We start from the raw sequence: 25,827 nt of genomic DNA on the forward strand, positions 1-25,827 counted from the left end.
ACACAAATCCCGCTACACGGCCCGGAAAATGGCCGTTTTGGGGTTCCAACCGGACGGGAAACCCCTTGATTCCGCTATAATTTCCGGTTTCCGACCGGATTTTTGCACCATGGAAGCAGAACGCCTCAATGCCGTCCAGAACACGTTGGCCGACCTGAAGTCGCGCGCCGACGACCTTCGGAGGTATCTTTGACTACGACGTCAAATCTGAACGTCTAGTTGAAGTCGACAAAGAACTCGAAAACCCCGAGGTCTGGAACGATCCCAAACGCGCCCAGGAACTGGGCCGCGAGAAAAAGTCGCTTGAAACCGTCGTGCTGGCACTGACCAAGCTCGACGAAGACCTCACCGGGGGCGCCGAGCTGTTCGAGCTGGCCCGCGAAGAGGGCGACGACGACACGATCGAAGCCATCGAGGCCGACACCGCAGGCATGCGCGCCATTGTCGAAGACATGGAATTCCGCCGCATGTTCTCCGGCCCGATGGACGCCGCCAACTGCTTCATCGACATCCAGGCCGGCGCCGGCGGCACCGAGGCGTGCGACTGGGCGTCGATGCTGCTGCGCCAGTACCTGAAGTATTGCGAGCGCAAAGGCTTCAAGACCGAAGTCCTGGAAGAGTCCGAAGGCGACGTGGCCGGCATCAAGAGTGCGTCGATCAAGGTCGAAGGCGAATACGCCTTTGGCTTCCTGCGCACCGAGACCGGCGTGCACCGCCTGGTGCGCAAGTCGCCATTCGACTCGGCGGGCGGGCGCCACACGTCGTTCTCGTCGATCTTCGTGTATCCGGAAGTCGATGATTCGATCGAAATCGAGGTCAATCCGGCGGATCTGCGCGTCGATACGTACCGCGCTTCGGGCGCGGGCGGTCAGCACATCAACAAGACGGATTCGGCCGTGCGGATTACGCACATCCCGACCGGCATTGTCGTGCAGTGCCAGAACGACCGCTCGCAGCACCGCAACCGCGCCGAAGCGATGACGATGCTGAAGTCGCGTCTGTACGAACACGAGCTGCGCAAACGTCAGGCTGCTGCCGACGCACAGGAAGCAGCGAAGACCGACGTGGGCTGGGGCCATCAGATCCGCTCGTATGTGCTGGACCAAAGCCGCATCAAGGATCTGCGCACCAACGTGGAAATCTCCAACACGCAGAAGGTGCTGGACGGCGACCTCGACCCGTTTATCCAGGCCAGCCTGAAGCAGGGCGTCTGATCCAAGCCAAACCAGAGCGACTGCCATGTCTGACACGTCCCTGTTCATCCTGACCGGTGCCTCGCGCGGCCTGGGCGCCGCGCTGGCCCAGGCGCTGATGCAGCCCGGTCGCCGCCTCATCTGTGTGGCACGCGGCGATAACGCCGAATTGCGCGCGCAGGCGGCAGCCGCCGGTGTGCCGCTCGACTGGCACCAGATCGACCTGTCCGACGCGCATGCCGCCGAGGCTTGGATGACCAAGACGCTTGCCGCCCTGCCCGCCTTTGCCAACGTGACGCTGGTGCTCAACGCCGGCGCGGTCGAGCCGATCGGCGCCATCGACACGTTGCGCGCTGACACGCTGCTGCCGCACCTGCAACTGAACCTGGCCGGCCCGATGGCACTGACCTCCGCCCTGCTGCGGGGTACCGTCGGGTGGAATGCGCAGCGCCGCGTGCTGGCGATCTCGTCGGGCGCGGCCCGCCGGCCGATCGCCGGCTGGGCCGCGTATTGCACCGGCAAGGCGGGGCTGGACATGTTCGTGCGCGCCATCAACGCCGATGGCGACGCCAGCGTGCGCGCGGTGGCGCTGGCCCCGGGCGTCATCGATACCGACATGCAACGCACCATCCGTGGCGCCGACTTTGCCGGCGTGCAGCGCTTCCGCGATCTGCACGCGCATGGCGAGCTGGTCTCGCCGCAAGACGCCGCCGCGCGCATCGCCGCCTACCTCGTCCGCCCCGACTTTGGCGCGACCGAGCTGGACGACCTGCGCAACATCGCCTGAACCGACATTTCTCTCATCACCATCATGACCGAACAGAACAACCCGGCCGAATCGAACACCGCGGCCGCCGTGCCGGCGCAGGACGACAACAAGATCATCGCCGAGCGCCGCGAGAAACTGGCAGAGATCCGCCAGCAAGGCGTTGCGTTCCCGAACGATTTTCGCCCGACGCACCATGCCGGTGATCTGCAAGCCAAGTACCGCGAGCTGGAGCAGGCTGCTCTGGAAGCCGAACCGGTGCAGGTGGCCGTTGCTGGCCGCATGATGCTCAAGCGCGTGATGGGCAAGGCCAGCTTTGCCACCGTGCAGGACGCCACCGACCGCATCCAGTTCTATATCAGCCGCGACGCCGTGGGCGAAGACGTCTACGCCAGCTTCAAGAAGTGGGACTTAGGCGATATCGTGGCCGCACGCGGCACGCTGATGAAGACGAAGACTGGCGAACTGTCGGTGGCTGTGACGGAGCTGCGCCTGCTCTCGAAGAGCCTGCGTCCGCTGCCGGGTGACTACTACGGCCTGGCCGACCAGGAACAGAAGTACCGCCAGCGCTACGTCGACCTGATCGTCTCGAAGGAAACGCGCGACACGTTCCGCGCCCGCACGAAGGCCATGGCCTCGCTGCGCAACTTCATGGCCGGCAACGGTTTTATGGAAGTCGAGACGCCGATGCTGCACCCGATTCCTGGCGGCGCGGCAGCCAAGCCGTTCATCACGCACCACAACGCGCTGGACATGCAGATGTTCCTGCGCATTGCGCCAGAGCTGTATCTCAAGCGCCTGATCGTGGGCGGTTTTGAGCGCGTGTACGAAATCAACCGCAACTTCCGTAACGAGGGCGTGTCGCCGCGACACAACCCCGAGTTCACGATGATGGAGTTCTACGCGGCCTACACGGACTACCGCTGGCTGATGGACTTCACCGAACAGCTGATCCGCCAAGCCGCCATCGACGCCTCGGGCACCGCCACGCTCACCTATCAGGGCCGCGAGCTGGATCTTGCCAAGCCGTTCCATCGCCTGACCATCTGCCAGGCAATCCAGAAGTACGCGCCGCAATACACCGACGCGCAGCTGGCGGATGTCGACTTCCTCCGTGCCGAGCTGAAGAAGTTCAAGATCGACACGAACGCGCCGCAATTCCTGAACGCCGGCGTGGGTACCCTGCAGCTTGTGCTGTTTGAGGAAACCGCCGAATCGCAACTGTGGGAGCCGACGTTCATCATCGACTACCCGGTCGAAGTGTCGCCCCTGGCACGCGGCTCCGACACGCTGCCTGGCATCACCGAGCGCTTCGAGCTGTTCATCACCGGCCGCGAAATCGCCAACGGCTTCTCCGAGTTGAATGACCCCGAGGACCAGGCCGAACGCTTCCGCAAGCAGGTTGAGCAGAAGGACGCCGGCGACGAAGAGGCCATGTTCTATGACGCCGACTACATCCGCGCGTTGGAATACGGCATGCCCCCGACTGGCGGCTGCGGCATCGGCATCGACCGTCTGGTGATGCTGCTCACGGACAGCCCGAATATCCGTGACGTGATCCTTTTCCCGCACCTGCGTCGGGAAGACTGACCGGCTCGGCTAACGCTTTGAAAAGACGCCCCTTCGGGGGCGTTTTTTATTGCCTGCGCAGGCGCAAAACGCGCGCCCACCCCGCTATTTGTAACATCGCCCCGCTTTCACAATATGTATCAAAGCACGCCAAATATTTGATTTTCAAGGGAAAAGTCCGAGTACAGATGCTTACAAATTAAAACGGCATCCGTTTGGGCGATGGACCACACTGTGATCATCGAAGGCCGAACCCCGAACCAACCACGGGCCGCAGGAGAACGAAGATGAACAACAATATCCAACCGAACCAAGGTCAACAGTACGGTGGCACGTCGCCGGGTCAGGTCCCGTCGTCGTCACGCCGCATGCATCCCTTGATGACGACGGCGGCTGTGGCCGTGATCATTGCCAGCCTGACCGCGGTGGCCGCCATCACTGGGGTGCTGCCGACGTCGAAAGCGACGCAGGGCAGCACCGATCCGAATGTCGCTGCGCAATCAGCAGCGGCAATGCCGGGCGCTTCGGCCCCGATGGCGCTGGCTGCACCGGGCCAGACAACGCAGCCGAATCAGGCCGCTCCGTATCCGGCCCAGAACGTGGCACCCGCTCCGGCGCGCGCCCGTGAGCCGTCGTACGCAGAGCGCGCGCCGTCGGCCAACCCGAGCTATGCGCAAACACAGCCGCGCCAGTCGGCCAGTCCGTATGCCGGCCATGTGACGTCAGTCACCCCGATTACCACGCAAGGTAAGGAAACTGGCCTGGGCATGATCGGTGGCGCTGTGGTGGGTGGTTTGCTGGGTAACCAGATTGGCCGCGGCAATGGCCGCACGCTCGCGACAGTCGGCGGCGCAGTGGCAGGCGGTTACGGCGGCCACGTGGCGGAGAACTACTACAGCCGCGACACCCAATACCGCGTGAACGTGCGCATGGACAACGGCACGAACCGCAGCTTCACGTACAAGGCTGCCCCGGGCTTCCAGGCAGGCGAGCGCGTGCATATCGAGAACGGTACGCTGGTGGCTGGCTAACTCGCCGTCGCCTTCGCCCCAAAGAAAAACCGGCCTTCGGGCCGGTTTTTTCATGCGTACGCGTTTTAGCGCTACGCGCTTATTCCGCTTCGTCGATCCAGGCTTGCTGGATGGCCTCGAGGAACTTCTCGCCGCCACGCTTGTGGTCGTCGTCGAAGCCTTCCAGCGTGACGACCTTGTTGTGCAAGTCCACAAAATTCAGGCGCGTCGGATCGACGTCGGGGTACTTGTCGTACAGCGCTTCCGCGATCTGCTGAATGTCGTTCCATTTCATGATGGGCTCCCTCCTCCGCTGGCCGCTCGGCTCAGTGGTTTTCCTTGGCGTGGTTGATCGTGTATTTCGGAATCTCGACGGTCAAGTCGGTATCCGCCACCTTGGCCTGGCACGATAGGCGCGAGTTCGGCTCCAGGCCCCAAGCCTTGTCGAGCAAATCTTCTTCCTTCTCGCTCGCCTCATCCAGCGAATTGAAGCCTTCGCGCACGATCACGTGGCAGGTCGTGCAAGCACACGACTTCTCGCAGGCGTGCTCGATCTCGATGTCGGCGCCCAGCAGCGCATCGCAGATGGTCGTGCCGGACTTGGCTTCGATCACGGCCCCTTCCGGGCAGTATTCGACGTGAGGAAGGACGACGATTTGTGGCATGAAGAACTCGTTCGATAAGTGTGTTTGGGGGATGCGATCGGCGATCAGCCGAGCTCCTCGATACGTTTGCCGGCAAGCGCCTTCCGGATGCCGCGATCCATACGGCGCGCGGCGAATTCGTCAGTGCCGTGCGACAGGGCATCCACGGCGTCCTTGATGGCGCGGTGATCTTCTCCCTGCATGGTGGCGCGCAGCGCAGCAATTTCGGTGTCGATGGCGGCGCGCTCCTCCGGCGACAGCAGGTCGCCATCGGCCGCCAGCGCCTGCGACAGCGCCTCAAGCAAGCGCTCGCCTTCAACGCGCTCTTCCGCCAGCGCACGACGGCGCATGTCGTCTTCGGCGGATTGAAAACCTTCCTTCAGCATACGGGCGACATCGTCATCGCCCAGACCGTACGACGGTTTCACAGCAATCGCCGCTTCCACGCCCGACACCGTTTCGCGTGCCGACACGGACAGCAAACCGTCAGCGTCCACCTGATACGTCACGCGAATGCGCGCGGCGCCGGCCACCATCGGCGGGATGCCACGCAACTCGAAACGCGCCAGCGATCGGCAATCGCTCGCCAGTTCGCGCTCGCCCTGCAGCACGTGGATCGCCATGGCCGTTTGGCCGTCCTTGAAGGTGGTGAACTCCTGCGCGCGGGCGACGGGAATCGTGCTGTTGCGCGGGATGATCTTCTCGACCAGGCCACCCATCGTCTCGACGCCCAGCGACAGCGGGATCACGTCGAGCAGCAGCCAGTCTTCCCCCGGCGCACGATTGCCGGCCAGCAGGTTGGCCTGCATGGCCGCACCAATGGCGACCACCTGGTCCGGATCAAGATTCGTCAGCGGCGTCTGGCCAAACAGTTGGCCAACGGCACGGCGGATGATCGGCATGCGCGTCGCGCCACCAACCAGCACCACGCCCTTGATCTCTTCGACCGTCACGCCCGCATCGCGCAACGCGCGGCGCACCGGCGACAGCGTCTTCTGCACCAGATTGGCCGTCAGTTCGCCAAAGGTCTCTGCGGTCAACACGAGATGCACGGTCTCGCCGGTGGAAAGCATCGCGTCAATCTCGGTGCTGTCGGCGGTGGAGAGCCATTCCTTGGCGGCACGTGCCTTGTTCAGCAGCAGGCGCGTGTCTTCGGCCGAGAGCGGTTGCAGGCCGGCTTGCTCGACGATCCAGCACACGACGCGCTGGTCGAAATCGTCACCGCCGAGCGCGGAGTCACCGCCCGTCGACATGACCTCGAACACACCCTTGGTGAGCTTGAGCACCGAAATGTCGAACGTACCGCCACCCAGATCGTAAACCGCGTAAATACCTTCGGCTGCGTTGTCGAGGCCATAGGCGATGGCGGCGGCGGTCGGCTCGTTCAGCAGACGAAGCACGTTCAGGCCGGCCAGCTTGGCCGCGTCCTTGGTGGCTTGGCGCTGTGCGTCGTCAAAGTACGCGGGCACGGTGATGACGGCGCCGACAAGCTCATCGCCGAGCGTGTCTTCGGCGCGCTGGCGCAGCGTGGCGAGAATCTCCGCCGACACTTCCACCGGGCTCTTCACACCGGCCACGGTCTTCAACTGCACCATGCCGGGCGCGTCGACAAAGTCGTATGGCGTGTTCTCGATGTGGGCCACATCCTTCAAGCCGCGCCCCATGAAACGCTTGACCGAGATGATGGTGTTCTTAGGGTCACGCACGGCTTCAGCCTGAGCCTTGTAGCCGATGTGGGCGCCGCCCGTGGGCAGATAGCGCACCACGGAGGGCAGCAGCGGGCGGCCCTGATCATCGGGCAGCACTTCCGGCACGCTGCTGCGCACGGAGGCCACCAGCGAGTTGGTCGTGCCCAGGTCGATGCCCACCGCCAGACGGCGCTGGTGCGGTGCGGGCGATTCGCCAGGTTCGGAAATCTGCAGTAAAGCCATGGGGATGTCTCGATTGCGCGGATGGGCTGCCTGCCGGGGCAAACCCAACATTGTCGCAAATTCTGGGTTCTAGTCGTCCAGCCGGTCGATGGCCTCGGCGGTGTCGCGTTCGATCTTTTCGATGAACATCAATTGGCGCACGGCATCGGCCGCCGCCGCGGTGTTGCCATCGCCACCGAGCAGGCCGGACAGCGCCTGATAACGCGCGCGTTTTTCCTTGCGCAGCATGCCAAGCAGATCGTCCAGCGCATCCACATCGCGCTCGGCCTTGGCGTCGCCGAGCGTTTCGCGCCACTCCATTTGCTGCATCAGGAACGCGGGCGGCATAGCCGTGTTGTTCTCCGCCTGCACGTCAACACCACGCAGGTGCAGCAGGTACGTCGCCCGTTTGAGCGGATCACGCAGCGTCTGGTAGGCCTCATTGGCGCGCGTGGCCCATTGCATGGCGACGCGGCGTTCGGCGTCGCCCGCATGGGCATAACGATCGGGATGCGCCTGCGACTGCACGGTGCGATAGGCAGCGTTCAGCGCCTCGTCGTCGACCTCGAAGTGCTCGGGCAGACCGAAGAGGGAAAAATGCGTCGTGTTCGCTGACAAGCCGGAATTCATGAATAAAAAAAGCGGCCGCGCCGCCTCGTGTTCCTTCGTGTTCCTCATTCGACCGGTTCACCCCGATCGCACTTCAGGCACTCCACAACCACGCCGATCTTGCTGGCGCGCCCGACTTCGGTTTCGGTCCAGGGCCGCAACTGCCAGGGCGGATCGTGGCGCATATGCTGCCCGTGTCCGCAAGCGAGACGGGCGACCCAGTGGCCCTCCTCGTCCCGCTCGAAACCGACAATCGCCTGCTTCAATGCGCCCCGCTCACACGCGGAACGACTCGCCGCAGCCGCACTCGTCCTTCACGTTCGGGTTGTTGAAGCGGAAACCTTCGTTCAGCCCTTCTCGCGCGTAGTCCAGCTCGGTGCCGTCGATGTACGGCAAGCTCTTCGGATCGACGATCACCTTGACGCCGTTGGATTCGAAGACCTCGTCTTCGGCGGCAATCTCATCTGCATATTCGAGCTTGTATGCCAGGCCCGAACAGCCCGTGGTCTTCACGCCCACGCGCAAGCCCACGCCTTTGCCGCGGCGGGTGAGGTAGCGGGAAACGTGCTGCGCGGCCTTGTCGGTCAGGGTGATCATGCTGCGTCCTTTCTATCCAAACCGGCTCAAGCAGCCTTCTGCTCGGCCGAGCCGTGCTTTTCCTTGTAGTCGGCCACGGCCGCCTTGATGGCGTCCTCGGCCAGGATCGAGCAGTGGATCTTCACCGGCGGCAACGCCAGCTCTTCAGCGATGGCCGTGTTGCGGATCTCCAGCGCCTGATCCAGCGTCTTGCCCTTCACCCATTCCGTCACCAGCGACGACGAAGCGATGGCCGAACCGCAGCCGTAGGTCTTGAACTTGGCGTCTTCGATCACGCCCTGCTCGTTGACCTTGATTTGCAGCTTCATCACGTCGCCGCAAGCCGGCGCGCCGACCATACCGGTACCGACCGTGTCGTCGCCCTTCTCGAACGAACCGACGTTGCGCGGGTTTTCGTAATGGTCCAGAACTTGGTTGCTGTAAGACATTTCACACCTCTTTCAATCGTTGGCTGGCGCCTGCGGACACCATTCTCGCCGTTGTTCTCAAACGCCGCGCTTAGTGCGCCGCCCATTGAATGCTGTTCAGATCCACGCCGTCCTTGTACATCTCCCACAGCGGAGACAGGTCGCGCAGCTTGCCGATCTTGTTCTTGAGCAGTTCGACCACGTAATCGACTTCTTCTTCCGTGGTGAAGCGGCCCACCGTGAAGCGGATCGAGCTGTGCGCCAGTTCGTCGTTGCGGCCCAGCGCACGCAGCACGTACGACGGTTCCAGCGAGGCCGACGTGCAAGCCGAACCAGACGACACGGCAACGTCCTTGATGGCCATGATCAGCGACTCGCCTTCGACAAAGTTGAAGCTGATGTTGAGGTTGTGCGGTACACGGGCTTCCATGTCGCCGTTCACATACACCTCTTCCATCGTGTTGAGGCCGCGATACAGCCGATCACGAAGCATGCGGATGCGCTCGTTTTCGGTCGCCATTTCTTCCTTGGCGATGCGGAAGGCCTCACCCATGCCCACAATCTGGTGCGTCGCCAGCGTGCCCGAACGCATGCCGCGCTCGTGGCCACCGCCGTGCATCTGCGCTTCGATGCGGATACGCGGCTTGCGGCGCACGTACAGCGCACCGATGCCCTTCGGCCCATACGTCTTGTGAGCCGAGAACGACATCAGGTCGACCTTCAGCTTCTGCAGGTCGATGCCCACCTTGCCCGTGGCCTGTGCAGCATCAACGTGGAAGATCACGCCCTTTTCGCGGCAGATCTCGCCCAACTGCTCGATGTCCTGAACTACGCCGATTTCGTTGTTCACCATCATCACCGACGCAAGAATGGTGTCGGGGCGAATGGCTTGCTTGAAGACTTCGATATCGATCAGGCCGTTGTCCTTCACGTCCAGATACGTCACTTCGAAGCCCTGGCGCTCCAGCTCACGCGTCGTGTCCAGCACAGCCTTGTGCTCGGTCTTCACGGTGATGATGTGCTTGCCCTTGCTGCTGTAGAAGTTGGCAGCGCCCTTGATAGCAAGGTTGTCGGACTCGGTAGCGCCGGACGTCCAGACGATTTCGCGCGGGTCGGCGTTCACCAGCGCTGCAACCTGTTCGCGCGCGGTCTCGACGGCCTTCTCAGCTTCCCAGCCAAACGGGTGGCTGCGCGAGGCAGGATTGCCAAAGCTCTCGCGCAGGTACGGGATCATCTTGTCGACCACGCGCGGATCCACCGGCGTCGTCGCGGAATAGTCCATGTAGATGGGAAGATGCGGGGTGCTCATATCTTGTCTGCCTTGTGTGGGGGGCGATGTTCTTGTGTGGGGCTGGCGTCGTGGCTGGCCTCACGCCGGCGCAATCACGACTGCGCCAGACTGAAAACGGAGTTGACCAGCGGCGCGCGCTTGACGGGCTCGGCAGCCACTGACGTCACGGCCGGCGCATCAGTGGTACGGGCGCGTGCCGGTGCGCGTTCGCGGCGAGCCGGACGCGCTTCACGCATGTCCTGAATCACTTCGGGCTGACGTTCGCGTTGCTGATCGACCAGGTTCTGAAGCGACACCGAATCGAGATACTCGACCATCTTCTGATTGAGCGTGGCCCACAGGTCGTGCGTCATGCAGCGGCCCGTGTGACCGCCGACATGCTCTTCGCCGCCGCAGTTGCCCTTGCCGCCACATTGGGTGGCATCCAGCGGCTCATCCACGGCGATGATGATGTCGGCAACGGTGACGTCGTCGGCACGGCGTGCGAGGCTGTAGCCGCCGCCCGGACCGCGCACGCTTTCCACAATTTCGTGGCGGCGCAGTTTGCCGAACAGCTGCTCCAGATACGACAGCGAAATCTTCTGACGCTGGCTGATGCCAGCCAGCGTGACCGGACCCTGCTCTTGGCGCAGCGCCAAGTCAATCATGGCGGTGACCGCGAAGCGGCCTTTGGTGGTCAATCTCATGGCGTCGGGGAAATACCTGATCGTTTTGCTCAAGTATAAAGGAACCCGACAAAATCGGTCAACTAAGGTGTCGGGGGATTCCGCGTCGCAGCAAGGGGATTTGCAGAGCCCGAAAACCGGGATGGCCACGCGGCAGGCCGTATTGTGGACTAAAACAATCAACCACGTTCGATAGGGCTATCACACCACTCCCGCAACGCAACTCACGGGGCCCTCGCGAAGGCGCCGTCACTGCGGGTTTTTCCTTATGCGGTGAAAAGCGCAATTTGATTGACTTCTGTTACGCGGTAGCCGAGACTGTCAGATACGCAAACGTTTGCGAAGAGCGAGGCGCGATTGCCCTTAGGAATGCCTTACGGCATGAAGCGGCAACGACGCCCGCATCCCACCCGCCCAGATAGGCCTCTTCCTGGAGGAGACACCATGGATATCCGCCGTCGCCGCGCCCTGCAACTTGGCGCGGGCTCTGCCGTAGCTGCTGCTCTGCCCTTCCCGTTTTCGCTGGCGTACGCGGCCAATCAGCCGCCCAAAGTGGCGCTGGTCATGAAGTCGCTCGCCAACGAGTTCTTCCTGACCATGGAGAACGGCGCCCGCAAGCATCAGAAGGACCACGCGTCGGAGTACACGCTGCTGACCAACGGCATTCGCGACGAAACCGACACCGCCGGGCAGATTCGCCTGGTCGAGCAGATGCTCGTCGCGCGTGTGGACGCGCTGGTGCTGGCGCCGGCCGACTCCAAGGCGTTGGTGCCGGTCGTCAAGAAGGCCGTGGACGCGGGCATTCTCGTCATCAACATCGACAACCGGCTCGACCCGGCGGCGCTCAAGGAAAAGGGCCTTAACGTGCCTTTCGTGGGGCCGGACAACCGCAAGGGTGCGCGACTGGTGGGCGACTTTGTTGCCAAGTCGCTCAAGCCGGGCGATGCCGTGGGCATCATCGAGGGCATTCCGACCACCACAAATGCCCAGCAACGCACCGCCGGCTTCAAGGACGCGGCCGAAGCCGCCAAGCTGAAGATTGCAGGCGTGCAGTCCGGCGAGTGGGAAATCGACAAGGGCAACAAGGTGGCGGCCGCCATGCTGCGTTCCGAGCCCAATCTGAAGGCGCTGCTGTGCGGCAACGACAACATGGCGATCGGCGCCGTATCGGCGGTGCGCGCGGCCGGCAAGCTGGGCAAGGTGCTGATTGGCGGCTATGACAACATCGACGCCATCAAGGCCATGCTGGCTGATGGGCGTGTCGTTGCGACGGCCGATCAGCACGCCGATCAGCAAGCCGTCTACGGCATCGAGACCGCCCTGAAGGCGCTGGCCTCCAAGACGCCGCAGGCGAAGCTGTCAGGTGTCGTCGAGACACCGGTCAACCTCGTCACGCGTTCCTGACCCGACAGACCGGCCAGCCGCCGCCAGCCATGTCTGCCGCTTACGAACCGCGCGCGCCGCTGCTGCGCGTCTCCGCGCTCAGCAAGCACTACGCCGCCCCCGTGCTGCGAGATATCGATCTCGACGTGCACGCGGGCGAGGTGCTTGCGCTCACGGGAGAGAACGGCGCCGGCAAGAGCACGCTCTCCAAGATCCTTTGCGGACTGGAGACGGCGACTTCCGGGTCGATGACGCTGGCCGGCACGCTGTACGCCCCCGATTCGCGCAGCGCAGCCGAAGCGCTGGGCGTGCGCATGGTGCTGCAGGAACTGAGCATGGTGCCCACGCTGACGGTGGCCGAAAACCTGTTCCTGGGCGACCTGCCCCAGCGGCTCGGTTTCGTGGATCGCCCCGCGTTGCGCGAGCGGGCTGAACAAGCGCTCGCGCGCGTCGGCCTGGACCTCGACCCGTGGACGCCCGTCCAGACGCTGGGCATCGGCCACCGGCAGATGATCGAGATTGCCCGCGCGCTGGCCAGCGCATGCCGTGTGCTGATCCTCGACGAGCCGACGGCAATGCTGAGCGCGCACGAGAGCGCCACGCTGTTCGAGCGCATCGACGCGTTGCGCCGCGAAGGCGTGGCGATCGTCTACATCTCCCACCGCCTGGACGAACTCGCGCGCATTGCCGATCGCATCGTCGTGCTGCGTGACGGCAAGCTCGTGACCGATGCGCCGGCTGCGACGGTCACGCAGGATGCGCTGATCCAGGCGATGGTCGGTCGCGACGTGGCCGCCGCATCCGAAACGCAACGCACCACGCGCGCGCCGTGGCCCGGTGACGGCTCCCCAGCGTTGCGGGTGACCGGCCTCACGCGTGCGCCGGCCGTGCGCGATGTGAGCTTTGACGTGGCGCCGGGGGAAATCTTTGGCATCGCGGGGCTGGTCGGTGCGGGGCGCACGGAACTGCTGCGGTTGATCTTCGGTGCGGACCGCGCAGACGCGGGCACCGTCGAAGTGGGCTCGCCGCTGGCACCTGTGCGCATCCGTTCGCCCGGCGATGCGGTACGCCACGGCATCAGCCTGCTCACCGAAGACCGCAAGGACGAAGGCCTGATGCTGAGCCTGCCCATCGCCACGAACATCGCACTGGGCAACATGCCGGGCGTCACGAAGCGCGGCTGGCTGCAACCCGCGCAAGAGCGTGCGCTGGCGCAGCGGCACATCGGCGCCCTGCGGGTCCGATGCGCGGGTCCGGAGCAGCCGGTGGGTGAACTGTCCGGCGGCAATCAACAGAAGGTGGCCATCGCCCGCTGGCTGGAGCGCGACACGCCCGTGCTGCTGTTCGATGAGCCCACGCGAGGCGTCGATGTCGGCGCCAAGTTCGACATCTACACGCTGCTGGAGGCGCTGGCGGTGCGAGGCAAGGCGCTGGTCGTGGTGTCGAGCGATCTGCGCGAACTCATGCAGTTGTGTGACCGCATCGGCGTCATGCGCGCCGGGCGGCTCACGCACATCTTCCAACGCGGTGACTGGAGCCAGGACGCCCTGCTCGCCGCCGCCTTCGGTGAATCGGAAAAAGCCGAGTCACCTGCACCTCAATCCCCCTCGGAGACGGCAGATGCGCTCTGATTCCACCCTGCCCCCGACGCCGCCCGCTGCCCCTGCCGGCACGCGCGCGGCGCTGGGCATGTCGCTTGGCACCATCGGCGGGTTGCTCGCTGCGCTGATCGCCATGCTGGTGCTGTTCGGCACGCTGTCGCCGACGTTCTTCTCGCTGCCCACGTTCACAACCATCGCCAACGAGATCCCGGACTTGCTGGTGATGGCCGTGGGCATGACCTTCATTCTGATGATCGGCGGCATTGATCTGTCGGTGGGCTCGGTGCTGGCGCTGTCGGCTTCGGTGCTGTCTGTTGCCATGACCCAGTTCGGCTGGGGGTTGCTGCCAGCAGCGCTGGCGGGCGTGGCGCTAGCCACGGCGGCCGGCATGCTGACCGGCACGGTCACGGTGCACTGGGGTATTCCGTCGTTCATCGTGTCACTGGGCGTGTTGGAAATGGCGCGCGGCCTCGCCTACAGCCTCACCGATTCGCGCACGGTGTACATCGGCAGCGCGGTCGACTGGCTGGCCAACCCCATCACGTTGGGCATTGCGCCGTCGTTCCTGATTGCGATTGTCATCACGATCGTTGGCCAGATCGTGCTAGTGCGCACGGTGTTCGGCCGCTACCTGGTGGCCATCGGCACCAATGAAGAAGCCGTGCGGCTAGCGGGCGTGAATCCGCGGCCATACAAGGTTGCCGTGTTTGCGCTGATGGGATTGTTGTCGGGGCTGGCGGCGCTGTTCCAGGTGTCGCGTCTGGAAGCGGCCGATCCGAACGCGGGCGTAGGCATGGAACTGCAGGTGATCGCGGCCGTGGTGATCGGCGGCACGAGCCTGATGGGCGGACGCGGGTCGGTCGTGCGCACGCTGTTCGGCGTGCTGATCATCTCGGTGCTCGAATCAGGCCTTGCACAGATCGGCGCATCGGAGCCCACCAAACGAATCATCACGGGCGCGGTCATCGTCGCGGCCGTGGTCATGGACACCTATCGCAGCAAGCGCAACCGCAGCAAGCAACATTAAGAGACAGAGGAGATCGTCATGGCAACCATCAAGGACGTGGCCGCACTGGCCGGGGTTTCGTTCACCACCGTCTCGCACGTCATCAACAACACAAGGCCAGTCAACGCCGAGACACGCAAGCGCGTGGAAGAAGCCATCCGGGCTACGCGCTATGTGCCCAGCGCCGTGGCGCGTTCGCTTAAACACCGCACCACGCGCACCATTGGCGTGCTCGTGCCCACCGCCACCAACCCGTACTTTGCGGAGCTGGCGCGGGGTATTGAAGATGTGTGCGCTGCCGCTGGCTACAGCGTCATCCTCTGCAACTCCGACGACGACCCCCGCAAGCAGCGCGACTACCTGCGTGTGCTGATGGAAAAACGCGTCGACGGCATCATCGTCAGCAGCGCCGGGCCAGACACGGCGTTGGTCGAAGCGCTCGGTGAATCCGCCCTGCCCATCGTGATGGTCGACCGCCCGACCGAAGGCATCCAGGCCGACCAAGTGCAAGTCGATCACGAAGAAGGCGCGTACATGGCGACCAAGCATCTGCTGGAACTCGGCCACCGCCGCATCGCCTGCATCAGCGGGCCGTCGGCACTGAGCGTGACGGCAGAGCGCCTTGCCGGTTTCCACCGCGCGCTGCGCGAAGCCGGCGTGCCGGAAGCCTCGGCCCGCATTGCCGAAGGCGATTTCACCAGCCCCGGCGGCTACCGTGCCGCGCGCCAACTGCTGACCGAAGGCGAGATGCCCACGGCCATCTTTGCCGGTAATGACCTGATGGGTATCGGCGCGCTGCGCGCTGCGGCGGAACTGGGCATTCCTGTGCCGAAGGCGCTGTCCGTGATGGGCTTTGACGACATCGAACTGAGCCGCTACGTCTACCCGGCGCTGTCCACCGTCGGCCAATCGATCCGCCAACTCGGCGAGACCACCGCGCAGACGCTGCTCGAACACCTCGGCGACAACGCCTTGCGACATCCCGTGGAGGAGCACCGTGCGCGCCGCATCGTGCTGCCGCCGCGCCTGTCTTTGCGCGAGTCGACCGCCGAGCCCGAGCGCCCCGCCCGCGCCGCCTGATCCCGCATTCCTTTCACGCCTTCAACGTAGTCCCGCCATGGTGGCCAAGCGCCCTTCCGCCTCTTCCGCGCACCCCGCTGCCGACGTGCTGATCGTCGGCAGCCTGAATATGGATCTCGTGATCCGCACGCCGCGCTTGCCGCGTCCCGGGCAAACGGTTGCTGCGCCTGCGCTGGAAACCATCCCAGGCGGCAAGGGTGCCAACCAGGCCGTGGCGACTGCGCGCCTGGGGGCCCGTGTCGCCATGCTCGGCTGCGTGGGTGACGATGCATACGGCACCGCACTGCGCGAAGGCCTGCGCCGCGAGGGCGTGGACACATCGATGGTGTCGGTGCACGCCGGGGCAGCCACCGGCATCGCCTGCGTGACCGTGGCCAACAGCGGCCAGAACACCATCGTCATCGTGGCTGGCGCCAACGAATTGCTAACGCCAGCGATGATCGAAGCGCAACAGGCAGCGTTCGAACGCGCGCGCGTAATCGTTTGTCAGTTGGAATCTCCGCCGGATGCGGTGGAATGCGCGCTCAAGCTCGGGCAGCGGCTTGGCAAAACGGTCATCCTGAACCCGGCGCCTGCCATCGGCCCGCTGCCTACCCCATGGATTGCGGCCTGTGATTACCTCATCCCGAACGAAACCGAAGCGGCGCTACTGACAGCCCGCCCTGTCGATTCGCCCGAAGCCGCACTGGATGCCGCCGCTGATCTGCATGCACAAGGTGCGCGGCACGTGATCGTCACGCTGGGCGCGCGCGGCGTGGCTTACGTAGATGCGCAGTCGCGCCTGTTGATGCCGGCACCGATCGCGCACGCCATCGACACCACCGCTGCCGGCGATACGTTTGTCGGCGCGCTGGCTGTGGCACTGGCAGAAGGCGTGTCGCCCGATACGGCCATCGAATTCGGGCAAGCCGCGGCGGCAGTGTCAGTCACGCGGCTCGGCGCGCAGCCATCCATTCCGTTCCGCAGCGAGTTGGGCGCGCCTGCCGCTCCCGCAACCCACTAGACCTAGACCGGCGTGCTGGTGCTGGGCGGCGTGCTCACAGTCGGGGCGCGCGGCACCAGCAGGCACAGCGGATCCCGCAAGATGCGACGCCACACGGCGCCCGTCACGCGCTTACGATCGACCCCGCGCAGGTTGCGTGAGCGCATCGCCATGTTGAAGGCCAGCGCGAACGACACCAGCACGTTCAGCACACCCATCAGCGCAATGCCGGCCACAGCCAGCCAGAATGGTGCGGTATGCATCACGCTTGGGCCCAGCACGCCCACGGCGGTTGCCACCGCACCGGTCGACAGCGTGACGTGACGCACTTCCATATGCGGGCCGAAGAACGACAGGATCTCGGGCCCGAGCCCCAGCATGAAGCCCAGCGACACGTTGGCGACAATGCCCGACAGATTGCGCTTCCAGAAGCTGGCAATGCGCTGCGCGCCCTGCGTGCCGACCATGAACCGAAGGCGCCGGTGGTAGGCGATCACGTCATGCACACGGTGTAGCGCGAACCAGTTGTCTGCCCAGCCCGCCGCCAGGCTTGACGCCCACAGCAACACGCCCGTGAAGATCGCGTACAACGGCGTCGGCCCAAGGATCGAAAAGGAATCGATGGTCGCCATCGCCTTCGCTGCCGAAATCAGATCGGTATGGAAGAAGCGCCCGGCCAGCCACTGCACCAGGAAGGCTACCGGTGCCACGGCCACAAGATTGCCCGCAATCGCCGCCGCGTTGGAGCGGATCATGGCGACCGTGTCGTCGACAAAGCGGTCCAACCCTTCCTGGCGCCCCACCTGATCGAGCCGGTGCGCCAGCGCAGGGGCCGTCATGGCAGGTTGTTTGGTGGCCAGCGTGAAATGCGCGAAATGGATGCCGAGAAAGCTGACCGCATAGTTGATCGACGCGAACAGCCCTTCGGTAAAGCGCGACAGATGCGCGCCGGTGATAAAGAACTTGATGTACACGGTGGCCGCCGTAATGACGCCACCGCCGGCCGCAGCCTTGACCATCGCGCCGTATTCTTTGCCGTCGCGCGTAATGTAGTGCTCGCCGCTCTCCGCTGAGCGCTCGACCACCTTGCGCGCCAGATCCGCAAACGTGGAGCGAATCAGATACCCCACACTGCGGCGATGCTGGCTGGCCGACACCAGTTCGGCCGTCATATGCACGAAACGGCGTGAGCCCTGTGTATCTGCCCACGCGGTGAGCAGCAAATCGATGCGGCCCAGCCACGCCTTCATCCGCTCGACCTGGAACACGACTTCCACCGAGACGCCGTTCTCATCCAGATGTTGATACACGCTGGCGGTAGCCGAGCGGCAGCGGTCCAGCACAGCGCGGAAATAGTTGAGTTCCTGCAGGAACCGCTCGGGGCTCGCCAGCGCGGCGTTGGGCCGCTCAAGGAAGATCGCGTTGGCTGCGTCGGCCAGCAGATAGAACGGAGAGTCCGTCAGTTCCGCATGGTCCATGCGGCTGCGGATGCCGCGCGACAGCCCAGCCGCGCGCACCTGACTGATCAGGATCTGGATACCGATGCCGAGGCTGCGCTCCAACCGCGTCTGGCCCGCTGCGTGCTCGTCTTCAGTCATCCCGGCACGGAACAACGCGTAGAGGCGCGTGACCAGTTCGTCGTCCAGACCATCGACCCACTGCGCGTCGGTCGGTCCCACAAACATCAGCGCAAACAACGCCGCGAGTTGCGGCTGGTTCGGTGCAGGCGGCAGCAGGCGCGCCTGCCAACGGTCGAGCAACTCACTCCAGAAACCCGAGCGTGACGACAACCCCGTATCGCACAGCAGCGACACCGGATCGTTGTCTTGCACGATGCTGCGCAATGTCTGTCCGGCGCGTTCTGCCAGGGCCGGATTGTTCTCCAGCACCTGCAACAGATAACGCAGACGGGCATAACGCCAGGACTCCGACGCGGCACCCTCAGGCCGGTCTGCCCGACGCAGCCAGTAAGTCAGCTCGATCAGCCATTCGTTGCGTTCGGCCAGACTGCGCGTGGGCTCGAACTGGGCGAGGATGGCGTCGAGTTGATGGCTGGCGTGCCGGGAAGCGCGCCACTTGCGCCATGGGTTAAGCAAAAAATTGAACATCGGACTCCCTTGATGGCGGACGCGTGCAGTCGAGCGCTGCAGCACGTGCCGATTCCCCGGTCAGGCGACGCGCAGTGCCTGAATTTGATCTGAAATGGCGTTGACAGCAACCCCCGCCGCCTGCGGCAAGGCGGGAGTCCGACAACGCAGGTGGCCGCGCAGTTCAGGCAGCCGGAACGATATGGTCTTCGCCGCTCGCCCCGAAGAGCTGCGACTTGAGCTTGGCAAGCTGATCGCGCACCGCCGCCGCCTTTTCGAATTCGAGGTTCTTGGCGTGGTCGAGCATCTGTTTTTCCAGGCGCTTGATTTCCTTGGACGCCTGCTTCTCGCTCATGTCTTCGTACTTGGCGGCCTCTTGCGCGGCCTTCAGTTCGGCGCGCGCGTCGTCGACGTTGTACACACCGTCGATGATGTCCTTGATCCGCTTGACCACACCGCGCGGCGTGATGCCGTGCGCCTCGTTGTGGGCGATCTGCTTGGCGCGGCGGCGCTCGGTTTCGCCAATCGCCTTCTTCATCGAATCGGTCATGCGATCCGCATACAGGATGGCGGTACCGTTCACGTTCCGCGCCGCACGGCCGATGGTCTGGATTAGCGAGCGCTCGGCGCGCAGGAAACCTTCCTTGTCCGCATCCAGGATCGCCACGAGCGAGACCTCGGGAATATCCAGGCCTTCGCGCAGCAGGTTGATGCCGACCAGCACATCGAACGTGCCCAGGCGGAGGTCGCGGATGATCTCCACGCGTTCCACGGTATCAATGTCCGAATGCAGGTAGCGGACTTTGACGCCGTTCTCCGACAGGAACTCGGTCAACTGCTCGGCCATGCGCTTGGTGAGCGTGGTCACCAGCACACGCTCGCCGGCCTCGACGCGCACATGGATCTCGGACAGCAGATCGTCGACCTGCGTCGTAGCCGGGCGCACCTCGATCGTCGGGTCGACGAGGCCCGTGGGGCGCACGACCTGCTCCACGACTTCCGTGCCGGCCGTCTTCTTTTCGTAATCCCCCGGTGTGGCAGACACGAACGTCACCTGCCGCATCTTGGTCTCGAACTCAGCAAATTTGAGTGGCCGGTTGTCGAGCGCGGAAGGCAGTCGGAAGCCATATTCGGCCAGCGTTTCCTTGCGCGCGCGGTCACCGTTGTACATGCCGTTGAGCTGGCCGATCAGCACGTGCGATTCATCGAGGAACATCAGCGCATCCGGCGGCAGGTAGTCGACCAGCGTCGGCGGCGGTTCGCCCGGCGCGGAGCCAGACAGATGGCGCGAATAGTTTTCGATGCCCTTGCAGAAGCCCAGCTCCTGCAGCATCTCCAGATCGAAGCGCGTGCGCTGCTCGAGCCGCTGCGCTTCCACCAGCTTGTTTTCCTTGTAGAAGAAATCGAGCCGTTCGCGCAGCTCGGCCTTGATGGTCTCGATGGCGCGCAACACGGTCTCGCGCGGCGTCACATAGTGGCTCGACGGGTACACCGTAAATCGTGGAATCTTCTGCCGCACGCGCCCGGTCAGCGGATCGAACAGCTGCAGCGATTCGACTTCATCGTCGAACAGTTCCAGGCGCACCGCCATTTCTGCATGCTCGGCCGGGAAGATGTCGACCGTGTCGCCGCGCACGCGGAAGGTGCCGCGCTGGAAATCCGTCTCGTTGCGCGTGTACTGCATGGCGATCAGGCGTGCGATCACGTCGCGCTGGCTGACCTTGTCGCCCGCGCGCAGCGTCAGGATCATCTGGTGGTATTCGCTCGGGTTACCGATACCGTAAATGGCCGACACAGTGGCCACGATCACCACATCGCGGCGCTCCAGCAGGCTCTTGGTGGCGGAGAGCCGCATCTGCTCGATGTGCTCGTTGATCGACGAATCCTTCTCGATGAACAGATCACGCTGCGGCACATAGGCCTCAGGCTGGTAATAGTCGTAGTACGAGACGAAGTACTCCACCGCATTGCGCGGGAAGAACTCGCGAAACTCCGAATACAGCTGCGCCGCCAGCGTCTTGTTCGGCGCAAAGACAATGGCAGGCCGCCCCACCTGCGCGATCACATTGGCCATGGTGAAGGTCTTGCCCGAGCCCGTCACGCCCAGCAGGGTCTGGTACGACAGGCCGTCGCCAATGTTCTCCACGAGCTGGCGGATCGCCTCAGGCTGGTCGCCGGCCGGCGGATACGGCTGGTACAACTGGAACGGCGAGCCCTCGAAAGTCACGAACTTCGACTCGTCGTGCGGGCTGGGGACTTGGCTCAGATCGGTCATGGCGGCGGGTAGGAGGGCAGCGCGGGAAGTCGACAAAGTGACTCGCACGCCTTCAGCAAATGAGGGCGGCAGCGGCAATTGCAACCAATCGTCTAGTGTAGCGTGCGGCCCGAGCAATCGTTTGGATAGCCGGGGCGGCCTATCTGTACTGGCCGCTGAAACGCTTTAGGCGCCTGTTCTGCAAGGATTTTTCGGGCGATTAGAGCCTGTATTCGGTACAATCCATCTTCGTGCGCGCCTCGTTGTACTTCTGGCGCCGGGCGACCCGCCCCGGAGTCCGCGCCGCACCGCCTGCAAGATCCCACCGAATTCCGAACCAACCGATCGAGACATCTCATGTCGCTTTTCTCCGCCGTCGAACTGGCTCCGCGCGATCCCATCCTGGGCCTGAATGAAGCTTTCAACGCCGATACCCGCAGCACCAAAGTGAATCTGGGCGTGGGCGTGTACTTCACCGACGAAGGGAAAATTCCGGTGCTGCGCGCCGTGCAGGAGGCCGAAAAGGCCCGACTGGCCGCCGCTGCCCCGCGCGGCTACCTGCCGATCGAAGGCATCGCCGCCTACGACCAGGCCGTGCAGAAGCTGCTATTCGGCGCCGAGTCGCCGCTGATCACCGAAGGCCGCGTGGTCACCGCGCAAGCCCTGGGCGGCACCGGCGCACTGAAGATCGGCGCCGACTTCCTCAAGCGCCTGTACCCGAACGCCAAGGTCGCGATTTCCGACCCGAGCTGGGAAAACCACCGCGCGCTGTTCGAGTCGGCCGGCTTCGAAGTGGTCAACTACGCGTACTACGATGCCCCGTCGCACGGCCTGAACTTCGCCGGCATGATGGATTCGCTGAACAGCTACGCGCCGAACACGGTCGTCGTGCTGCACGCCTGCTGCCACAACCCGACCGGCGTGGACATGACCACCGAGCAGTGGAAGCAGGTCGTGGAAGTCATCAAGGCCAAGAACCTGATCCCGTTCCTCGACATGGCCTACCAGGGCTTTGCCGACGGCATCCAGCAAGACGGCCTGGCGGTGCGTCTGTTTGCTGAATCGGGCCTGCCGTTCTTCGTTTCTAGCTCGTTCTCGAAGTCGTTCTCGCTCTACGGCGAGCGCGTCGGCGCACTGTCGATCGTGACGACCAGCAAGGACGAGGCCGCTCGCGTGCTGTCGCAAGTCAAGCGTGTGATCCGCACGAACTACTCGAACCCGCCGACGCACGGCGGCACGATCGTCGCCAGCGTGCTGACGAGCCCCGAGCTGCGCGCGATGTGGGAACAGGAACTGGGCGAAATGCGCGATCGCATCAAGTCGATGCGCAACGCGCTGGTCGACAAGCTGGCCGCCAAGGGCGTGAAGACCGACTTTTCGTTCGTGAAGGCCCAGCGCGGCATGTTCTCGTACTCGGGCCTGACCTCCGCGCAAGTGGATCGCCTGCGCACCGAGCACGGCATCTATGCCGTGTCGACCGGCCGCATCTGCGTGGCCGCGCTGAATACGCACAACATCGACGCCGTGGTGAATGCCATTGCTGATGTTCTGTAAGGTGCAGTAGGCGTCACCCCTTACCGGCAATTGCAAAAAGAAAAGCGGCTTCGGCCGCTTTTTTGCTGCATCGGACTAGACTGACACGGGCGCATCATAGAAGCAGCGCAACACTCCGTTATCAGGGTTTATGCTGCATCGCAGTAACCTGCACCCAGGTGCATAATCGTTTGCGTCGCCTTCGCCACCAGAGACCGGTCCAGCCATGCTTTACCAGCTTCACGAATTCCAGCGCGCCCTGCTCAGCCCCATGACGGCTTGGGCCCAGGCAACTGCCAAGACCTTCACCAACCCCCTGAGTCCGCTGTCCCTGATGCCCGGCGCGCAACGCTACGCTGCGGGCTACGAGCTGCTGTATCGCCTGGGCAAGGAGTACGAGAAGCCGGAATTCGGCATCCGCTCCGTCAAGTCCAACGGCCGCGACATTCCGATCGTCGAGCAGACCATCATCGAGAAGCCGTTCTGCCGCCTGATCCGCTTCAAGCGCTACGCCGACGACGCCGAGACCATCAAGCTGCTCAAGGATGAGCCGGTCGTGCTGGTGTGCGCGCCGCTGTCGGGTCACCACTCCACGCTGCTGCGCGACACCGTGCGCACGTTGCTGCAGGATCACAAGGTCTACGTGACCGACTGGATCGACGCCCGCATGGTGCCGGTCGAAGAGGGTGCGTTCCACCTGTCGGACTACATCAACTACATCCGCGAGTTCATCAACTACATTGGCGCCGACAAGCTGCACGTGATTTCGGTGTGCCAGCCGACGGTGCCGGTGCTGGCCGCCATCTCGCTGATGGCCTCGGACGGCGAGAAGACGCCGCGCACGATGACCATGATGGGCGGCCCGATTGACGCGCGTAAGAGCCCGACCGCCGTCAACTCGCTGGCGACGAACAAGTCGCACAGCTGGTTCGAGAACAACGTGATCTACACGGTGCCGGCCAACTATCCGGGGCACGGACGCAAGGTCTATCCGGGCTTCCTGCAACACGCCGGCTTCGTGGCGATGAACCCGGACCGCCACCTGTCATCGCACTACGACTATTACCTGAACCTGATCGAGGGCGACACGGAAGACGCTGAAGCCCACGTACGGTTCTACGACGAGTACAACGCCGTGCTCGACATGGCTGCCGAGTATTACCTCGAAACCATCCGCGATGTGTTCCAGGAATTCCATCTGGCCAATGGCACGTGGGTGGTGGAAGGCAAGCCGGTGCGCCCGCAGGACATCAAGAGCACCGCGCTCTTCACCATCGAGGGCGAGCTGGACGACATCTCCGGCAGCGGTCAGACCGAAGCCGCGCATGGCTTGTGCACCGGCATCCCGAACGCGCGCAAGCAGCATCTGACGGCACCCAAGTGCGGCCACTACGGCATCTTCTCGGGTCGCCGCTGGCGCGAGCAGGTGTATCCGCAGTTGCGTGATTTCATTCGCCGCAACGAAGAGAGCGCTCCGCGCATCAAAGCAGTCGCGTAAACCTTAAGCACCCAAGAAAAAGCCTCGCACCTGCGAGGCTTTTTTGTTACGCGACGATGCTTCCGCCGATCAACTCTTGGGCCGATCCAGATACGCCAGCAGCATCTTGATATGCAGTTGCGCGAAGGCTTCGTGCTCGTCGGCCGAGGCAATGTCGCGGCCCACGACGGCGCTGATCGTGTAGCGGTTGGACAGCACGTAATAACCCAGCGCCGAGATCGTCAGATACAGGCGCGACACATCGACGTCCTCGCGGAAGATGCCGCTGCGCTGGCCACGCTCGACCACGCCGCGCAGCACATCGATAACCGGGTTGACCAGCTCGACAAGGTGCGGCGAGGTCTTCAGATGCCGCGCCTCGTGCAGGTTTTCGCTGTTGAGCAGGCGGATGAACTCGGGGTTCTCGTAATAGAAGTCCCAGACGAACCGTGCAAGCTGAATGACTGCCTCACGCGGGTCCGACGACTCGATCTGCACCTGCTCTTCCGCCTCCTTGAAGCGAAAGTACATGTGTTCGAGCACGGTCAGGAAGAGCTTTTCCTTGCTGCCGTAGTAGTAATACAGCATGCGCTCATTGGTCTCGGCGCGGCGGGCGATGGCGTCGACGCGGGCACCGGCAAAACCGCCCCGCGAAAACTCCTCGATGGCTGCGGCAAGAATGCGTCGGCGCGTGCCGGCGGGGTCACGACGCGTGCGGGGTGCGGCGGATTCGCCATGAGCATCGACTTCGATGTCGGCGATGGGCGCGGCTGGGTGAGACGGCATGGCACGTCGGTCCGTTTAGAACGCAGGAATTATGTCATAGGGTTAAGACATGCCCGCCGTATGCGATGTCAGGGCATGCACGCCTTGCGCGGGGACCAAATCGGCGATAATGGCAGGCTATTCAAACGATAAGTCCCATCGTGGTTTCCTTGGTCCCCGCAGTGGCCGCATCCCTGGCCGACCGGCTCGAAAACCTCCTGCCGCAAACACAATGCACCAAGTGCGGCTACAACGGCTGCCGCCCTTACGCTGAAGCCATGGCCAACGGCGAGGCGCTACCCAATCGCTGCCCACCCGGCGGCGCGGAAGGTGTCCGCCGGCTGTCCGACGCTCTCGGCCGCACGGGTGACCTGTTGCCGCTGGACCCTTCCAACGGCATCGAACAGCCACGCGCCGTGGCGGTCATCGACCCGGAGCGCTGTATCGGTTGCACGCTGTGCATTCAGGCATGCCCGGTCGATGCCATCGTCGGTGCACCCAAGGCGATGCACACGGTGCTGGAAGACTGGTGCACCGGCTGCGACCTCTGCGTACCGCCCTGCCCCGTCGATTGCATCGACATGATCCCCGTCACCGGCGAACGCACGGGCTGGGACGCATGGAGCCAGCAGCAGGCCGATGTCGCGCGGGACCGCTACATCTTCCGCAACGCACGCCTCAAGCGCGAACAAGCCGAGAACGAAGCGCGGCTTGCCGCCAAGGCCGCAGCCAAACTCGCTGCCGTCAGCGCCGAACAACCGGCTGACAATGCCGAACTCGCCGCGCAGGCCCGCAAGAAGGCGATCATTCAGGCCGCGATTGAACGCGCGCGCCAGAAGCAGGCCGAGATGGCCGCGCGCGGGCAAGGTCCGCGCAACGTGACTGACGTGTCGGCGGATGTGCAAGCCCAGATTGACGAGGCCGAAGCGCGCCGCAAACGCATCGCCAGCCAGATCGAACACGGCACCAAACCCGACGCGGACAAACCCTGAACCCCT

At 63.9% G+C, this 25,827-nt stretch carries 24 protein-coding genes; 12 read left to right on the forward strand and 12 right to left on the reverse strand.

Annotation, left to right across the window (positions count from 1 at the left end; genetic code table 11):
• Positions 1–109 precede the first annotated feature (109 nt).
• From prfB to BM136_RS09425, 4 genes are all read left to right on the forward strand, one after another.
• Positions 110–1,214, forward strand: a protein-coding gene (gene prfB / locus BM136_RS09410) for a peptide chain release factor 2 (RefSeq protein WP_139219361.1) whose coding sequence is annotated in 2 segments (ribosomal slippage) — positions 110–190 and positions 192–1,214 — 1,104 coding nt in all. Because the reading frame shifts where the segments join, the coding sequence is not laid out codon by codon here.
• Between the two features lie 25 nt (positions 1,215–1,239).
• A complete protein-coding gene (locus BM136_RS09415) occupies positions 1,240–1,980 on the forward strand; it encodes an SDR family oxidoreductase (RefSeq protein ID WP_092971595.1) in 741 nt (246 codons plus the stop codon).
• 24 nt (positions 1,981–2,004) lie between these two features.
• Entirely contained in the window at positions 2,005–3,549 is a 1,545-nt protein-coding gene (lysS, locus tag BM136_RS09420; RefSeq protein WP_045204415.1) for a lysine--tRNA ligase, read from the forward strand.
• Between the two features lie 266 nt (positions 3,550–3,815).
• The gene (locus BM136_RS09425; RefSeq protein WP_092971596.1) at positions 3,816–4,559 is read left to right on the forward strand and encodes a glycine zipper 2TM domain-containing protein; all 744 of its coding nucleotides are present in this window, start codon (positions 3,816–3,818) and stop codon (positions 4,557–4,559) included.
• Between the two features lie 79 nt (positions 4,560–4,638).
• On the opposite strand, the gene iscX is transcribed toward BM136_RS09425, so the two are convergent.
• The 9 genes from iscX to iscR form a co-directional block, all read right to left on the reverse strand.
• Complete coding sequence (gene iscX / locus BM136_RS09430) at positions 4,639–4,833, reverse strand: Fe-S cluster assembly protein IscX (RefSeq protein ID WP_009238557.1); 195 nt, start codon at positions 4,831–4,833, stop codon at positions 4,639–4,641.
• 31 nt (positions 4,834–4,864) lie between these two features.
• On the reverse strand, positions 4,865–5,203 hold the full coding sequence (gene fdx / locus BM136_RS09435; RefSeq protein WP_092971597.1) for an ISC system 2Fe-2S type ferredoxin: 339 nt from the start codon (positions 5,201–5,203) through the stop codon (positions 4,865–4,867).
• 44 nt (positions 5,204–5,247) lie between these two features.
• On the reverse strand, positions 5,248–7,113 hold the full coding sequence (gene hscA / locus BM136_RS09440) for a Fe-S protein assembly chaperone HscA (RefSeq protein WP_092971598.1): 1,866 nt from the start codon (positions 7,111–7,113) through the stop codon (positions 5,248–5,250).
• A gap of 69 nt (positions 7,114–7,182) precedes the next feature.
• Positions 7,183–7,722, reverse strand: coding sequence for a Fe-S protein assembly co-chaperone HscB (hscB, locus tag BM136_RS09445; RefSeq protein ID WP_092971599.1), 540 nt, complete (start codon positions 7,720–7,722; stop codon positions 7,183–7,185).
• A 44-nt stretch (positions 7,723–7,766) separates the two neighbouring features.
• Positions 7,767–7,967: a DUF3565 domain-containing protein gene (locus BM136_RS09450; RefSeq protein ID WP_092971600.1), complete on the reverse strand. Its 201-nt coding sequence runs from the start codon at positions 7,965–7,967 to the stop codon at positions 7,767–7,769.
• Positions 7,968–7,977: 10 nt separating this feature from the next.
• Positions 7,978–8,298 carry an iron-sulfur cluster assembly protein IscA gene (gene iscA / locus BM136_RS09455; RefSeq protein ID WP_024976135.1) on the reverse strand — a complete coding sequence of 107 codons (321 nt, stop codon included), beginning with the start codon at positions 8,296–8,298 and terminating at the stop codon, positions 7,978–7,980.
• Between the two features lie 26 nt (positions 8,299–8,324).
• The gene (gene iscU, locus BM136_RS09460; protein ID WP_004635709.1) at positions 8,325–8,726 is read right to left on the reverse strand and encodes a Fe-S cluster assembly scaffold IscU; all 402 of its coding nucleotides are present in this window, start codon (positions 8,724–8,726) and stop codon (positions 8,325–8,327) included.
• A 70-nt stretch (positions 8,727–8,796) separates the two neighbouring features.
• Positions 8,797–10,014 carry an IscS subfamily cysteine desulfurase gene (locus tag BM136_RS09465; RefSeq protein WP_092971601.1) on the reverse strand — a complete coding sequence of 406 codons (1,218 nt, stop codon included), beginning with the start codon at positions 10,012–10,014 and terminating at the stop codon, positions 8,797–8,799.
• 74 nt (positions 10,015–10,088) lie between these two features.
• On the reverse strand, positions 10,089–10,682 hold the full coding sequence (gene iscR / locus BM136_RS09470) for a Fe-S cluster assembly transcriptional regulator IscR (protein WP_092971602.1): 594 nt from the start codon (positions 10,680–10,682) through the stop codon (positions 10,089–10,091).
• Positions 10,683–11,105: 423 nt separating this feature from the next.
• On the opposite strand from iscR, the gene BM136_RS09475 reads away from it, so the two are divergent.
• Genes BM136_RS09475 through rbsK form a run of 5 tightly spaced genes read left to right on the forward strand, consistent with a single transcriptional unit; the run spans position 11,106 to position 16,734 of the window.
• A complete protein-coding gene (locus tag BM136_RS09475; RefSeq protein ID WP_092971603.1) occupies positions 11,106–12,065 on the forward strand; it encodes a sugar ABC transporter substrate-binding protein in 960 nt (319 codons plus the stop codon).
• A gap of 29 nt (positions 12,066–12,094) precedes the next feature.
• The gene (locus BM136_RS09480; RefSeq protein WP_092971604.1) at positions 12,095–13,675 is read left to right on the forward strand and encodes a sugar ABC transporter ATP-binding protein; all 1,581 of its coding nucleotides are present in this window, start codon (positions 12,095–12,097) and stop codon (positions 13,673–13,675) included.
• On the forward strand, positions 13,665–14,672 hold the full coding sequence (locus BM136_RS09485) for an ABC transporter permease (protein WP_092971605.1): 1,008 nt from the start codon (positions 13,665–13,667) through the stop codon (positions 14,670–14,672). Before BM136_RS09480 ends, BM136_RS09485 begins: the two co-directional genes overlap by 11 nt.
• A gap of 18 nt (positions 14,673–14,690) precedes the next feature.
• On the forward strand, positions 14,691–15,731 hold the full coding sequence (locus BM136_RS09490; protein WP_027677791.1) for a LacI family DNA-binding transcriptional regulator: 1,041 nt from the start codon (positions 14,691–14,693) through the stop codon (positions 15,729–15,731).
• Positions 15,732–15,768: 37 nt separating this feature from the next.
• The gene (gene rbsK, locus BM136_RS09495) at positions 15,769–16,734 is read left to right on the forward strand and encodes a ribokinase (RefSeq protein WP_027677792.1); all 966 of its coding nucleotides are present in this window, start codon (positions 15,769–15,771) and stop codon (positions 16,732–16,734) included.
• Between the two features lie 2 nt (positions 16,735–16,736).
• Here rbsK and BM136_RS09500 read toward each other — a convergent pair whose 3' ends face one another.
• Both BM136_RS09500 and uvrB read right to left on the reverse strand, forming a co-directional pair.
• Complete coding sequence (locus tag BM136_RS09500; protein WP_092971606.1) at positions 16,737–18,821, reverse strand: site-specific recombinase; 2,085 nt, start codon at positions 18,819–18,821, stop codon at positions 16,737–16,739.
• A gap of 163 nt (positions 18,822–18,984) precedes the next feature.
• Positions 18,985–21,075, reverse strand: a complete 2,091-nt coding sequence (gene uvrB, locus BM136_RS09505) for an excinuclease ABC subunit UvrB (protein ID WP_092971607.1) — start codon at positions 21,073–21,075, stop codon at positions 18,985–18,987.
• A gap of 336 nt (positions 21,076–21,411) precedes the next feature.
• Here uvrB and BM136_RS09510 point away from each other — a divergent pair, with 336 nt between their 5' ends.
• Together BM136_RS09510 and BM136_RS09515 are read left to right on the forward strand one after the other, a co-directional pair.
• Entirely contained in the window at positions 21,412–22,608 is a 1,197-nt protein-coding gene (locus BM136_RS09510; RefSeq protein ID WP_092971608.1) for an amino acid aminotransferase, read from the forward strand.
• A gap of 205 nt (positions 22,609–22,813) precedes the next feature.
• The gene (locus BM136_RS09515) at positions 22,814–24,085 is read left to right on the forward strand and encodes a polyhydroxyalkanoate depolymerase (RefSeq protein WP_092971609.1); all 1,272 of its coding nucleotides are present in this window, start codon (positions 22,814–22,816) and stop codon (positions 24,083–24,085) included.
• 69 nt (positions 24,086–24,154) lie between these two features.
• Here the strand turns inward: BM136_RS09515 and BM136_RS09520 are convergent, their stop codons facing one another.
• Positions 24,155–24,850 carry a TetR/AcrR family transcriptional regulator gene (locus BM136_RS09520; RefSeq protein WP_092971610.1) on the reverse strand — a complete coding sequence of 232 codons (696 nt, stop codon included), beginning with the start codon at positions 24,848–24,850 and terminating at the stop codon, positions 24,155–24,157.
• A 140-nt stretch (positions 24,851–24,990) separates the two neighbouring features.
• On the opposite strand from BM136_RS09520, the gene rsxB reads away from it, so the two are divergent.
• On the forward strand, positions 24,991–25,821 hold the full coding sequence (gene rsxB, locus BM136_RS09525; protein WP_092971611.1) for an electron transport complex subunit RsxB: 831 nt from the start codon (positions 24,991–24,993) through the stop codon (positions 25,819–25,821).
• The last annotated feature ends 6 nt before the right edge of the window (positions 25,822–25,827 follow it).

The organism is Ralstonia sp. NFACC01, from assembly GCF_900115545.1.
GTDB classification, from domain to species: domain Bacteria; phylum Pseudomonadota; class Gammaproteobacteria; order Burkholderiales; family Burkholderiaceae; genus Ralstonia; species Ralstonia mojiangensis.

Excerpts from the sequence above, each read along its gene's own strand:
- BM136_RS09415 (WP_092971595.1), top strand. The coding sequence starts at position 1,240 with ATGTCTGACACGTCCCTGTTCATCCTGACCGGTGCCTCGCGCGGCCTG.
- lysS (WP_045204415.1), top strand. The coding sequence starts at position 2,005 with ATGACCGAACAGAACAACCCGGCCGAATCGAACACCGCGGCCGCCGTG.
- BM136_RS09425 (WP_092971596.1), top strand. The coding sequence starts at position 3,816 with ATGAACAACAATATCCAACCGAACCAAGGTCAACAGTACGGTGGCACG.
- iscX (WP_009238557.1), bottom strand. The coding sequence starts at position 4,833 with ATGAAATGGAACGACATTCAGCAGATCGCGGAAGCGCTGTACGACAAG.
- fdx (WP_092971597.1), bottom strand. The coding sequence starts at position 5,203 with ATGCCACAAATCGTCGTCCTTCCTCACGTCGAATACTGCCCGGAAGGG.
- hscA (WP_092971598.1), bottom strand. The coding sequence starts at position 7,113 with ATGGCTTTACTGCAGATTTCCGAACCTGGCGAATCGCCCGCACCGCAC.
- hscB (WP_092971599.1), bottom strand. The coding sequence starts at position 7,722 with ATGAATTCCGGCTTGTCAGCGAACACGACGCATTTTTCCCTCTTCGGT.
- iscA (WP_024976135.1), bottom strand. The coding sequence starts at position 8,298 with ATGATCACCCTGACCGACAAGGCCGCGCAGCACGTTTCCCGCTACCTC.
- iscU (WP_004635709.1), bottom strand. The coding sequence starts at position 8,726 with ATGTCTTACAGCAACCAAGTTCTGGACCATTACGAAAACCCGCGCAAC.
- BM136_RS09465 (WP_092971601.1), bottom strand. The coding sequence starts at position 10,014 with ATGAGCACCCCGCATCTTCCCATCTACATGGACTATTCCGCGACGACG.
- iscR (WP_092971602.1), bottom strand. The coding sequence starts at position 10,682 with ATGAGATTGACCACCAAAGGCCGCTTCGCGGTCACCGCCATGATTGAC.
- BM136_RS09475 (WP_092971603.1), top strand. The coding sequence starts at position 11,106 with ATGGATATCCGCCGTCGCCGCGCCCTGCAACTTGGCGCGGGCTCTGCC.
- BM136_RS09480 (WP_092971604.1), top strand. The coding sequence starts at position 12,095 with ATGTCTGCCGCTTACGAACCGCGCGCGCCGCTGCTGCGCGTCTCCGCG.
- BM136_RS09485 (WP_092971605.1), top strand. The coding sequence starts at position 13,665 with ATGCGCTCTGATTCCACCCTGCCCCCGACGCCGCCCGCTGCCCCTGCC.
- BM136_RS09490 (WP_027677791.1), top strand. The coding sequence starts at position 14,691 with ATGGCAACCATCAAGGACGTGGCCGCACTGGCCGGGGTTTCGTTCACC.
- rbsK (WP_027677792.1), top strand. The coding sequence starts at position 15,769 with ATGGTGGCCAAGCGCCCTTCCGCCTCTTCCGCGCACCCCGCTGCCGAC.
- BM136_RS09500 (WP_092971606.1), bottom strand. The coding sequence starts at position 18,821 with ATGTTCAATTTTTTGCTTAACCCATGGCGCAAGTGGCGCGCTTCCCGG.
- uvrB (WP_092971607.1), bottom strand. The coding sequence starts at position 21,075 with ATGACCGATCTGAGCCAAGTCCCCAGCCCGCACGACGAGTCGAAGTTC.
- BM136_RS09510 (WP_092971608.1), top strand. The coding sequence starts at position 21,412 with ATGTCGCTTTTCTCCGCCGTCGAACTGGCTCCGCGCGATCCCATCCTG.
- BM136_RS09515 (WP_092971609.1), top strand. The coding sequence starts at position 22,814 with ATGCTTTACCAGCTTCACGAATTCCAGCGCGCCCTGCTCAGCCCCATG.
- BM136_RS09520 (WP_092971610.1), bottom strand. The coding sequence starts at position 24,850 with ATGCCGTCTCACCCAGCCGCGCCCATCGCCGACATCGAAGTCGATGCT.